This is a genomic window from Rhizobium sp. CFBP 13726, from assembly GCF_014841925.1.
GTDB classification, from domain to species: Bacteria; Pseudomonadota; Alphaproteobacteria; order Rhizobiales; family Rhizobiaceae; genus Neorhizobium; species Neorhizobium soli.
The window spans coordinates 132,683-144,559 of the sequence record NZ_JACYUU010000002.1 but is presented as its reverse complement, the minus strand read 5'-3'; the positions used below and the strand labels follow the sequence as shown (position 1 = coordinate 144,559).

Below are 11,877 nucleotides of genomic sequence, written 5' to 3'. Positions count from 1 at the left end.
GTGATACAAGGAGCGAAAGCGTTACCCTTGAGGGCGCCCCCAAGGGTCTACCAACGTCAGCGGATCCTCGGGACGGGCCCGAGGATCACGCCTTATCGCCGGCATTCGCCGGTTTGCGACGCGTCTTACAGGCCGAGTTCGGCCTTGACCGCTGCCTCGGCGGGCTTGCCGTCCTTGGTGGTGACGCCGGCAAGCCACGGGGTGATCGCAGCGCCATTGGCCTTCAGCCACGTGGTCGCCGCTGCTTCCGGCTCTTCACCGTCGTTGAGGATGCCGCCCATGATCTGGTTTTCCATCGGCAGCGAGAACTTCAGGTTCTTGATGAAGGTGCCGACATTGGGGCATTCCTGCGTGTAGCCGGCGCGGACGTTGGTATAGACTTCGGCGCCGCCGAAATTCGCGCCGAACACGTCATCGCCGCCGGTAAGGTAGGTCAGCTTGAAGTTGGCGTTCATCGGATGCGGTTCCCAGCCGAGGAAGACGACGGGTTCGCCGGCCTTGTCTGCGCGGGCGACCTGGGCCAGCATGCCCTGTTCAGAAGATTCCACCACTTCCAGCTTCTTGAGGCCGAATGTGTCCTTCTCGATCATGCCGAGGATCAGGCGGTTGCCGTCATTGCCGGGTTCGATGCCATAGATCTTGCCGCCCAAAGCATCGGACTTGGCTGCGATATCCTTGAAGTCCTTGATGCCGAGTTCGGCGCCCTTGGCATTGGTTGCCAGCGTGTACTTGGCGCCGACGAGATTGGGGCCGATGGATTCGACCGACTTGTCGGTGAGGAAGGGCCGGACGTCGGCTTCCTGGGTCGGCATCCAGTTGCCGAGGAAGACGTCGATATCCTTGTTCTTCAGCGACGAATAGGTGACCGGCACCGAAAGCACCTTCACATCCGTCTCATAGCCCAGCGCCTTCAAAAGGACGGAGGCGGTGGCGGTCGTGGCGGTGATGTCGGTCCAGCCGACATCGGAGAAACGGACGGTGCCGCAGCTTGCCGGCTCGGCGGCCGAAGCAGCTCCGCTCAGCGCCATCATGGAGACGGCGGCGGCCAGAATGGTCTTGGTCGAAACGGTCATGGTCATATTTACGCTCCCCATTAAAATCATGCCCAACCTTATCAATATCTCTCCGAAACAGGCAAGCTTGTGCATCACGGCGTCTGAAGCCACCATTTGCGACAAGGCGCCGATTGATGGGTCGTTCGCGTATTTTTTGTGGGTTTTGCGTTGCGGCGCTTTTCTTCGATGCCGATCGGCATCACAAAGCCGCATGGCCAAGCTTTACTTCCATTACGCGACGATGAATGCCGGCAAATCGACCATGCTGCTGCAGGCATCTTACAACTACCGCGAACGCGGCATGCGCACGGCAATCTTCATCGCCGACTTCGACCACCGGGGCGGCCAGGGGCGCGTTGCATCGCGGATCGGGTTGTCGTCCGAGGCAATCCCGTTCAGCCCGGCGGACGATCTCTATGCCGAAATCTCAACCTTGCATGCGCAGGAGCCGCTGACCTGCGTCTTTATCGACGAGGCGCAGTTCCTGACCTCCGAGCAGGTGTGGCAGCTTGCCCGCATCACCGACCGCGTCGGCATTCCGGTCATGGCCTATGGTCTGCGGACCGATTTCCGCGGAAAGCTGTTTCCGGGGTCGCAGGAGTTGCTGGCGATTGCCGACGAACTGCGTGAAGTCCGCACGATCTGCCATTGCGGGCGCAAGGCAACGATGGTCGTGCGTGTGGATGCCGATGGCGAGGCGCTTCGCGAAGGCGCACAGGTTGAAGTGGGCGGTAACGACCGCTACGTCTCGCTTTGCCGTCGGCACTGGGAAGAAAAGATGCGCTGCTGGTAAGCGGCGACGCGAAGACTGTCACTGTTCCCGTTTGCGTTGAAACGCCGTAGCGATTTTTCCAGCCTGTGATACCTTGAAATTCTCCCGGACGGTGGCATGGCCCCGGGAGTGCTTTGGGGAGGGCAGGGCATGGGAGATTACAGGCGATTTCACGAGGAAATATCCCGGATCGCGACGGCGTTTCAGGCAATGTGGGACGAGCTCGCCACATCCGAAGCGATGCTTTCGCGAGGGGTGAAGGACAGACACGTTCCAGATGTCGCAGACCTCGAAGCCGAGGCCGAGCGGCAGGCACGGGTGACGATGATGGGCGACGGCCTGGAGGCAGATCTCGCCAAAGCGGTCGGCGCGTTCGGCGATGCGGTGACGAGGCTGCGGCAGACCTTCGACGATCCTGTCGAGCCCACCAGTTTGAAGCGCATACTCGGCTGGACCACGAAATGGTCCGGTCAACGTTCGGGGCAAAACAGGACGGGCATCGAGCCCGTGAAGCAGCTCCTCGATGTCGGAAATGCGTTCTACACGCTGCTCGACAAGGAACGTGTCGCGCTGATGATGGGACGCTACCGGTTCGAGAGGGGGCTTCTCGACCTTGCCGACCACCGCAGGGAGCTGGTGCGCGGGTTGATGGGCGAGGATCTGTCCAAACCCGACGCGGTGGGCCGGACGGAAGGCCTTTTCCGGCTGATGAACGGTATAACCGACCGGATGAATGCCAGCGTGATGACGCTCAATATCTTGCGCCACAAGGTGCTTTTCGACACCGGCGACCTGCTGGCGGTTCATCAAGCGCTCTGGCAGCGCGATCCACCGCTGCAGGGTCTTCTCCCCTACAGTGTTCCGGTAGCAGGGGTATTTGCCGAAAGTGCCTGGCGGGCCTCCGGTGCCGGGCAAGCAAAGCGGGCGGCGCAACAGGCCTTTGCCGACCGGTTCCTGCCGAAGGCGGAGACCGATCCGGTGTCCGTGACCGATGGGAGCGAGCCTGGAGAGGTGACGGCTGTGACGAGCGCCAGTGACGGGCGTTGGAGGATGCCGCACTGGCCGTTTGGCGGCTATCTGCGATCGTAAACCCGTGCTCCGCTGCCGATTTTTGTGCAGCGCGGTTGTTTGCCTGCTTGCGGAACCATATCTGTTGGAACAACCGGGCGGACCTATCGGCCCCACAGACAGGAGAACAGGATGCTCGATCGGCTCAAGGCCTCACTTCAGACCCTGGGCAAGGCGATCGCAAGGGGCATCGGACTGCTCGTCGCCGGGATCGTCTGGCCGTTTCGCGCCGCTCACGGCTGGTATGGCGAGCGGCACCTGATGGTGAAGGCGCCGATCCTGGCATTCCTCCTTATTCTGTTTGGTCTTTACGGCTATTTCTTCGTGCAGACCCAGATCTGGACCGGGTTCAACCCGAGCTTTGTCGATGCCTATCGCTGGAATGAGCGCACCGTGCCGGCCGGCCAGGACCTTCCTGCGACGGCGCCCGTGGCGGCGGCTGCTGCCGAAACATTGAACGGGACGGCCGCGTCTTCTCCGATGCCCGCCGCGCCTGTTGTGGCTGCCCGCCAGTGCCAGTCGTCGGCGATCGTCGATGCGGCGGCGGATCTGACCGACGCCAACGTGAACCAGAATGCGTGGATCTCGTCCATGCTGCTCTACCGGCTCGGCTTCTTCGGCATCAGCTGGGACAACACGCCGTTTCTCGACAACAAGGCTTCGTTCCAGCGCGGCGTGAACCAGGCGGTACGGCGCACGTCCAGCGAACTTGTCGATACGCTCGGCCGCGTGCGTGGCACGTCGGGTGTCAACACCAACCTACAGGATGCCCGTGGCAACCTGCAGTTTGATGAGTATTCCTGGTATTTCGGTGTCGATCCGTTCGGCTTCAAAACGCCGACGCCGAGCTACTATCGCACCGCGATCGAAAAGCTGCGGGCCTTCAACGCCGATCTCACCGCCTGCAACGCGACCTTCGACAGCCGCTCCGACAATCTCGTGCAGTTCGTCGACCGGATCGCCAATGATCTTGGTGCGACGGCTGCGATCCTGCGCGACCGGTCGGAAAACCATGCGGCCGGCTGGTTCGATACCCGTGCCGACGACCGTTTCTGGTTCGCCTATGGCCAGCTCTACGGCTATTACGCCGTGCTTTCCGCAGCTGGTGCCGACTTCTCGCAGGTCATTCGCGAGCGCAACCTGACGCAGCTTTGGAACGAGACGCTGTCGCGTTTCCGCGCAGCACTTCGCATCCAGCCGTCGATCGTGTCCAATGGGGCGGAAGATGGGATGATCATGCCGAGCCATCTGTCGGTGATGGGCTTCCATACGCTGATGGTGCGCTCCAACCTCGTTGAAGTGCGCGGCGTACTGGATCGGTAAGACGGTGCGGCTGCGGCAGCGCTAGCTGATCAGCCGCAGTCTCAGCGCTTTTGCCACAAGCTGGGTGCGGTTGACGCAATCGAGCTTCTTGATGGCATTGGTCATGTAGGCGTTGACCGTGTGATCGGAGAGGGACAGGATCTTGCCGATTTCGGACGAGGTCTTGCCCTGTGCCGTCCAGCGTACGACTTCAAGTTCCCGCGTGGTCAGCGGCCCGAAGGTCGATGCCTGCTCCGATCGGCGGATGCGATCGAACACCGCGAAGGCGTGCAAAATAACCATGCCGATTTCGTTCAGTTCCGCCTGGGTCAGGCGCGGACGATCTCCCGACATGCGGATGCGGAAGCCGGTACCATCGACCGAATGAAGCGCCATGGCCACGCTGGTGATCATGCCGTACTGACGGCGCAGGGCGATCAGGTCCGGCGGGAGCTGGCCAGGCGAGTTGCGATCATCGAGACAGCAACAGTCCGGGAGCGACCAGCCGCTCGTGGCATCCGCCATCCGGGTGCGTGGCAGCAGCCGCAGTCGATCGAATTCGCGGATATAGTCCTTGGGAAGATTGGTCTCGACGATGATGCGGGACAGAAGCGTCTCGCTTGCAGGCGGAAGCTTGACCAGAGCGAAATGGCGCAAGCCGAATTCGCGTGTGGCCCGTTCAAAGACCGTCGAAATCTCCGCACGGGAGTAGGCTGCAGAAATTTCGCCGTTGAGGATCGATTGCCGCTCCAGCGTGATCATATTAGCTTCGAAAAAAGTGAATGGTTATTATGTTAAGCGCAACAAATATACTAATCGCTTTGTAAATCCAGCGGAAAAGTGAGCAAAAGCCCCCGTGCGGAGTAATTTTCCGAGATACTGTTATATTTGTCTCATGTATCGCCGAGATGGGCTCATTCGCAAGCACTTTTGCGGTTCGTCAATCACCGGTCCGGCCTGATCCGGGGTGATTTAGACGCTGAGTCGGTCAAAGCTTGGTTTCGTGTTTGTGGGCCTTTGTCGTCGCCATGATCTTCTCCAGCCAGCCGAGCATGACGGCCGAGACCACAAAGGTGAGGTGGATGATCGTGTACCACATCAGCGTGGTATCCGAGTACTGGTTGGCGTTGAGGAAGATCTGCAGGAGATGGATCGACGAGATGGCAACGATGGAGGAGGCGACCTTGATCTTGAGGCTTCCGGCATCCAGTTTGCCGAGGAACGAAACGTCGGCTTCCGTTTCGTCGAAGCGACTAACGAAGTTCTCGTAACCAGAGATCATCACCATCACGATCAGGCTCGCAACGAGTGCCGCATCAATGAGACCCAGCATGGCGAGGATCATTTCGGCTTCACTCAGCGTGAAGACTTCCTTGGCGACTTTCCAGAACTTGAACATGAAAGACAGCGCGTAGACGGCGAGTGCGGCAACCAGGCCCAGATAGAAGACGACGAGGAGCCAGCGACTGGAGAGGATGATCTTCTCGACAAGCAGTTCCAGCGATTTCATGGGGGCCGTTCTCCGTTGCAGGCGCTGGAGATTCCCATAAGCCGGGCCGAAAACCGGTGCAAGATGCCTGTCCTGACGAAAACGCCGCACCCCCTACGGGGAATGCGGCGTCCAGGATCAAAGGGCGATCGTCGGGGAGGGATCAGAACTTCTTGGTCACCGACAGTTTGAAGCTGCGGCCGGGCTCGCTGTAGAAGTCCTGCGCCGAAGCCGAAACGCCGTCCGGGACGCTGACCGCGTCAAAGTACTTCTTGTCGAACACGTTGAAGACGCCGGCCTGAACCTTGAGGCCCGAGAGATCGACGGTACCAACCTTTTCGGGTGCCCACCACACGGTCGTATCGACGAGACCGTAACCGGGTGCTTCGAAGCCGGTGCCGCTGACCTTGTTGCGGGAGGACGCAAGCGTCAGCGAGACGTCCGAGCCCCAGGTCTCGGATGAATAGCCGAGGCCGATGATGGCGCGCAGCGGCGCGACCGAGTTCAGGTAGTCGCCGGTATCGGTATCCTTGCCGTGCGAATAGGCAAACGAGCCCCAAGTGCGCCAGCTTGGATCGAAGCGCCATTCGCCGCCCAGCTCGATGCCGTAGATGCGGACGTGGTTGAGGTTTTCGTAGCCGGTGATGCCGCCGACCGGGTACTCACCGCCTGGAGGCGCGATGGTGACCGTGTCGATGAAGTTCTTGTAGTAGTTGTTGAAGGCGGTCGCCTTGAACGAATAGTCGGCCGCGTCGTATTTGGCGCCGATTTCAAAGCCGTTGCTGGTTTCGGTTTCGAGATCGGGATTACCGATGCGGGCATAGGAGCCCGGAGCCCCGTAATTCTGGTAAAGCTCGGTCGCGGTCGGCGCGCGGAAGCCGCGGGCATACTGGGCAAACAGTTCCAGTTCCTGGGTCGCCTTCCAGCCGAAACGGAGTTTCGGGGAGATGCCGAAGTCGTTGTTGCTTTCGAGATAGGCCGGATCGTAGTTCGGGCTGTCCTCGAAGCTTGCGGTCGATTTCGGATCGTAATCGTACCAGTCGAAGCGCACACCGGGCGTCACCGTCAGGCGGTCCTCGAAGAACTTGATGTCGTCTTCGGCATAGATGCCGAGGATCATCCCGTCGACGTCAGGCATATCGGACGAATTGGAATGGAGCATGCGGCAGGACTGGGGACCGAAGGGTTGCGGGATGGTCGTCCAGTCGACATCAGGGCAATTGTCGACGCCGGAGGAGTATTGATAGGTCTTCTGCCAGGAGAGCTCGCCGCCGAACCGGAATTCGTGGCTGACGCCGCCGATGGTCAGTTCCTTCGAGGCGCTGCCGGAGATGCCGTAGCTGTCCTGTGTCAGCTGGTTGTCTCGGCTGTAGATACCGCTTGGGGAGCCGTAGTAGAAGGGGTCGCCGGGAATGATTGAGCCGCGTGGGTCGGTGAGGCGGAACCCGTCCGTCGTGTTGTTCAGTCGCTGCTTTTGCCAGTAGGTGATGATGCTCGCCTGATCGACGATGTCGCCGCCGCTGGGGGAGGTAAAGTCGTAGGATGCCGACAGCCGCTTGCGATCGACCTCTTCGCCGCTCTTCAGCGTGCCCTGCTGGTAGCTCGTTGTCGTGCCGCGCATGTTGTCGCTGTCGATCTCCTTGTTGAAGAGTTCGCCGGTCAGGCCGAAACGATGGCCGCCCTCGATATACTGGTGGAACTTGGCGAGCAGGTTGCGTTGCCAGTAATCGCTTGGATTGGCCTCCGTGCGGGTGGTGCCGTAACCACCGATGTCGCCCTCGTTATCGGTCTCGTTGCCGCGCTTGTAGCCGCCCTGGAGCATGAACCAGCTGTCATTGTGTCGTGCGGCGATGGCGGCATTGTTGCCGAGGCTGCGGTCGGCGCTGTCATAGGTGCTCTTGGTCAGGGCGCCGAAATTACGGCCGTCCTCGATCAGGTCTTCCGGATTGATCGTGTAGAGCTGGACTGCGCCGCCAAGAGCGCCGGAACCGACGCGGCTCGAATCGGCACCCTTGGTGATATCGATCGTCGAAAGCGTGTCGAAATCGAAGGCGTTGTTGCCGCCACGGGCGCTATCGCGCGGGTCGGTCAGCCAGGGCTGGCGGATCCCGTCGATTGTCGTCAGGACGCGCTCGTTTTGCAGACCGCGAATGTTGATGCTCTGGCTCTGCCGGTTGAAGGTGACGCCGGCATCGACGCGACGGGAGAAATCCTTGAAATCGGTGACCATCCGGTCCTGGATGACCTGACGATCTGTCGTTTCGGTCAGCGGCGAGTCGGACTTGCCGACGGAAGTCCCGTCGCGCAACACGATCGGCTTCAGGGCGGTCGTATCCTGGCCATCGGCAACCTGGGTCGCGGCGGTCGTTCCAGCGGCGGTCGTTCCAGCGGCGGTCTGGGCAGTCTCTTGCGCCCATGCCGGCGGCGCGGCCGTGATCAGCAGAAGTGCGGCAGTTCCGGCGTAGAGATGGCGATGCCGCGACGAACGGGTAGGCATGGTGGTTCCCCTCAAAAAGACATGCAGAGACATCGGGCGCGGCGATAGCCTGCGTCCGGGTAACGTTCGGATTGTTTGATTTCCGCCGAAGCAGAAGCCCCGCAAAAAGCCTTAGAAATCTAAACTAAATGAGTCAAGTTTGAATCTGAGTGTAATACTCATGTTTTTGCGCGGCGTGTGGTGAGAGCACGCCGTGACGAGTGTTGGTCGTCGTCACGGCGTGGTTGGTCAGTGGCTCGGTGGTGGGTTTGCGGAAGTCGGAGAAGAGGCGACTGTCAGCCTGACGCTGCCGCGGTTGTTGCCGTAGGCGCCCCAGGCATCGTTGGCGAAGCAGTAAAGATAGCCGTCGCCCTTCGGTGTGAATTTCGCCTTGCTGCGGATGAGAAACACCTCGTGGGGCAGTTTGAGAATGCCGTTCTTGGGCGTCTGCTGCTGAGCGGGCGGCGGCACGTCGTTGGCGATCACGCCGATCAGGCTGAACCAGGGAAGCTCCTCCTCGCGACGGGTCCACCAGAAATCCACCTGCTGGTTTCCGGTCGACCATTTCCACGCCTTCTCGAGCTGGCCAAGGCCGCTAGAGGCAATATGGGCAATCTCACCGGCCTGGAAGTTTCCTCCATCTTTCGGGCCATCGGCGTTGCACAGGACCGTGCCATCGGTCCACTCGCCTTTCGCGACGAACGTGTAGGTAATGCCCTTTTGCAGAAAGATGCCGGTGTCGTTCCAGTGGTCGCGTGCGAAGACGTCGACCTCTGCGGGCAGGTCTGCGTTGGCGTGCCGGTAGCGCCCCTGCGACAAGGGCGGGGTGCGGTGCCGCTCGGAGGCGGAGCTGTGCAAATCTTCTGAAGGCGTTGCGGTCACGTGCGGTACGGCGCGCGGTCTCGTTTTCAGCTTGGCGAAGATGCCACTGGCGGAATCATGCAGCACGCCGCGCGGATCCGGCCTCAGCTGGTTTTCAGCCCCTTCGCGGAATACGAGGCCGCAGCTTTTTGCCTCGTTCATCATCCACAGGAGAGCGCCGTCCGAAAGGCCCGTTGCGGCATAGCCACCGCCGACATCACCATGCACGCCTGGGAACCAGACCTGTTTCAGCGTTCCGGTCCAGCCATCCGGCTTGACCCAGAGCGTCGGCATGAAACTTTGGCGGAACTCGTCGAGCGCCACCGCATGGCGGGCGTTGAGGACGGCGGAACCGAGTGTCGTATCGTGAAACTCATGGTTCTCCGGATTGTCGAGAAGGTTGAGAAACCCCATGTCATCGGGAATGCCGAGCGCGCCGACCGTATCCCAGACGCCGATGAACTGGATGAGCGTTGAGGCATTGCGGGTGCCGCCTGGGGCGACGTTGTGGAAGTGGATCTTGCCGGACTGTTTGCGCTTGGTGCCGGCTTCGCTCTTGGCGCGGTACTCCGTGAAAATCGCCTCGATCGCCTTCCAGGTTCCCTCTTCGTCGAGCTTAGAGGCTTTGATATCCAGAAGGCCGCATTTGGAGATCATGCCGCCGAGGCTGCGGACCGTGTAGGCGCCACGGCTGAAGCCGAACAGATAGATTTGATCTCCGGATTTGTAGGTGCTGGCAAGCCATTTGTAAGCGCCCTTGATGTTGTCAGCGAGACCCTTGCCGGTACCGCCTTCCACCGCACGTCGCCACCAGGTTCCGTCTGTGCCGACACCGGGGTGATAGTAGGCATCCTGTTTGATGCCAGTGGCATCCTTGTCGGCGACTGCATTGTAAATCTTGCGAACATTGGTCGGGCTAGGCTGGCCGCCATCCATATCGTCGGGCGTGTTCCAGGTGCCGTCGCAGCAGAGAATAAGGTTCATTGGTCGTTCCCCCTCGATCCCCCATGGATCAGAGATATATAAGATTGTATCGAATTAAATTGCAACTTTGGTGTGTGGATGAGCGCGTTGTAGTGTGCATAATCAGGGCGCTGCTCCCGTTCCGGGCTTGTGGTGGGGAAGCGGCTGTGGCCATGGTTCACGCAAACCAACAAGCGAGAGACAAGCATGGCCCCCGTTCCATCCGACATCGAGATCGCCCGCGCGGCAAAAAAGAAACCGATCGCGGACATTGGCGCGGCGCTTGGCATCTCTCCCGAGGCGTTGGTGCCCTACGGCCATGACAAGGCGAAGATCGGGGCCGATTTCATCGGCTCGCTCCAGGGCCGCCCCGATGGCAAGCTGATCCTCGTGACGGCGATCAATCCGACGCCGGCGGGCGAGGGCAAGACGACGACCACGGTCGGTCTCGGCGACGGGCTGAACCGGATCGGCAAGAAGGCGGTGATCTGCGTGCGCGAGCCGTCGCTCGGGCCCTGTTTCGGTGTCAAGGGCGGGGCTGCCGGCGGCGGTTATGCGCAGGTCGTGCCGATGGAAGACATCAACCTGCACTTCACCGGCGACTTCCACGCCATTACCTCTGCGCACAATCTCCTGTCGGCGATGATCGACAACCATGTCTACTGGGGCAACGCGCTCGACATCGACACGCGCCGCATCACCTGGCGGCGGGTGATGGACATGAACGACCGGGCGCTGCGCCAGACCGTGACCTCGCTCGGCGGCGTCTCGAACGGCTTTGCCCGGGAAAGCGGCTTCGACATTACCGTCGCATCCGAAGTGATGGCGATCCTGTGTCTGGCGCAGGATCTGGCCGACCTCGAAAAGCGGCTCGGCGATATCGTCATCGGCTACCGGTTCGACCGCTCGCCGGTCTATGCCAGAGACATCAAGGCCGACAAGGCGATGGCGGTGCTTCTGAAGGACGCGATGCAGCCGAACCTGGTGCAGACGCTGGAAAACAATCCGGCGCTGGTGCATGGCGGGCCGTTCGCCAACATCGCCCATGGCTGCAACTCCGTGATCGCGACGAAGACGGCGCTGAAGCTTGGCGACTATGTGGTGACCGAAGCGGGTTTCGGAGCGGATCTGGGTGCCGAAAAGTTCTTCGATATCAAGTGCCGCAAGGCGGGGCTGAAGCCCGATGCGGCCGTGATCGTCGCGACCATCCGGGCGCTGAAGATGAATGGCGGCGTGAAGAAGGACGATCTCGGAGCCGAAAATGTCGAGGCGCTGACGCGCGGCTGTTCGAACCTTGGGCGTCACATCGCAAACGTGCGCAAGTTCGGTGTGCCGGTCGTGGTCGCGATCAATCACTTCATCTCGGATACCGATGCGGAAGTGGCGGCGATCAAGGAATACGTCTCGCATCACGGCGCCGAGGCGATCCTCTGCCGTCACTGGGCGGAAGGTTCCGCCGGAATCGAGGAGCTGTCCTACAAGGTGGTGGAACTGGCGACAAGCGGTGCCGCCGATTTCAAGCCGATCTATCCTGACGACATGCCGCTGATGGACAAGATCGAGGCTGTTGCCACCAAGATCTATCATGCCGGCGAGGTGACGGCGGAAAAGCCGGTGCGCGATCAGCTGAAGGCCTGGGAAGTGGCAGGCTACGGCCATCTGCCGGTCTGCATCGCCAAGACGCAGTATTCGTTCTCCACCGACCCCAACCTGCGCGGTGCTCCGGAAGGTCATGTGGTGCATGTGCGCGAAGTGCGGCTGTCTGCCGGCGCCGGCTTTATCGTGGCGATCACCGGCGAGATCATGACCATGCCGGGCCTTCCAAGCGCGCCTTCGGCCGAGCGGATCCATCTGAACGCCGATGGGCTGATCGAAGGGTTGTTCTAGGCCT

Annotated in this window: 9 protein-coding genes; 4 read left to right on the top strand and 5 right to left on the bottom strand. The window is 60.9% G+C overall.

The genetic code is table 11. The annotated features are described in order from the left end of the window. Positions 1-125: 125 nt before the first annotated feature. Positions 126-1,073 carry a choline ABC transporter substrate-binding protein gene (locus IFT66_RS07715; protein ID WP_425503187.1) on the bottom strand — a complete coding sequence of 316 codons (948 nt, stop codon included), beginning with the start codon at positions 1,071-1,073 and terminating at the stop codon, positions 126-128. A gap of 193 nt (positions 1,074-1,266) precedes the next feature. Here IFT66_RS07715 and IFT66_RS07710 point away from each other — a divergent pair, with 193 nt between their 5' ends. The 3 genes from IFT66_RS07710 to IFT66_RS07700 all read left to right on the top strand — a co-directional run bounded on the left by IFT66_RS07710 (position 1,267) and on the right by IFT66_RS07700 (position 4,218). Next, positions 1,267-1,848 carry a thymidine kinase gene (locus IFT66_RS07710; protein ID WP_062455623.1) on the top strand — a complete coding sequence of 194 codons (582 nt, stop codon included), beginning with the start codon at positions 1,267-1,269 and terminating at the stop codon, positions 1,846-1,848. 96 nt (positions 1,849-1,944) lie between these two features. After that, positions 1,945-2,916, top strand: coding sequence for a hypothetical protein (locus tag IFT66_RS07705; RefSeq protein WP_192077237.1), 972 nt, complete (start codon positions 1,945-1,947; stop codon positions 2,914-2,916). A 111-nt stretch (positions 2,917-3,027) separates the two neighbouring features. Then, entirely contained in the window at positions 3,028-4,218 is a 1,191-nt protein-coding gene (locus tag IFT66_RS07700) for a DUF2333 family protein (protein WP_192077236.1), read from the top strand. A 21-nt stretch (positions 4,219-4,239) separates the two neighbouring features. Here the strand turns inward: IFT66_RS07700 and IFT66_RS07695 are convergent, their stop codons facing one another. The 4 genes from IFT66_RS07695 to IFT66_RS07680 all read right to left on the bottom strand — a co-directional run bounded on the left by IFT66_RS07695 (position 4,240) and on the right by IFT66_RS07680 (position 10,007). Next, positions 4,240-4,959: a helix-turn-helix transcriptional regulator gene (locus IFT66_RS07695; protein WP_062455631.1), complete on the bottom strand. Its 720-nt coding sequence runs from the start codon at positions 4,957-4,959 to the stop codon at positions 4,240-4,242. Between the two features lie 226 nt (positions 4,960-5,185). After that, positions 5,186-5,707, bottom strand: a complete 522-nt coding sequence (locus IFT66_RS07690; protein WP_082472017.1) for a TIGR00645 family protein — start codon at positions 5,705-5,707, stop codon at positions 5,186-5,188. 142 nt (positions 5,708-5,849) lie between these two features. Further along, positions 5,850-8,183 (bottom strand): TonB-dependent hemoglobin/transferrin/lactoferrin family receptor, encoded by a 2,334-nt coding sequence (locus IFT66_RS07685; protein WP_192077235.1) that lies wholly within the window; start codon positions 8,181-8,183, stop codon positions 5,850-5,852. Between the two features lie 228 nt (positions 8,184-8,411). Then, positions 8,412-10,007, bottom strand: coding sequence for a DUF2235 domain-containing protein (locus tag IFT66_RS07680; protein WP_192077234.1), 1,596 nt, complete (start codon positions 10,005-10,007; stop codon positions 8,412-8,414). Between the two features lie 186 nt (positions 10,008-10,193). Here IFT66_RS07680 and IFT66_RS07675 point away from each other — a divergent pair, with 186 nt between their 5' ends. Further along, entirely contained in the window at positions 10,194-11,873 is a 1,680-nt protein-coding gene (locus IFT66_RS07675) for a formate--tetrahydrofolate ligase (protein WP_092660302.1), read from the top strand. Positions 11,874-11,877: the final 4 nt, after the last annotated feature.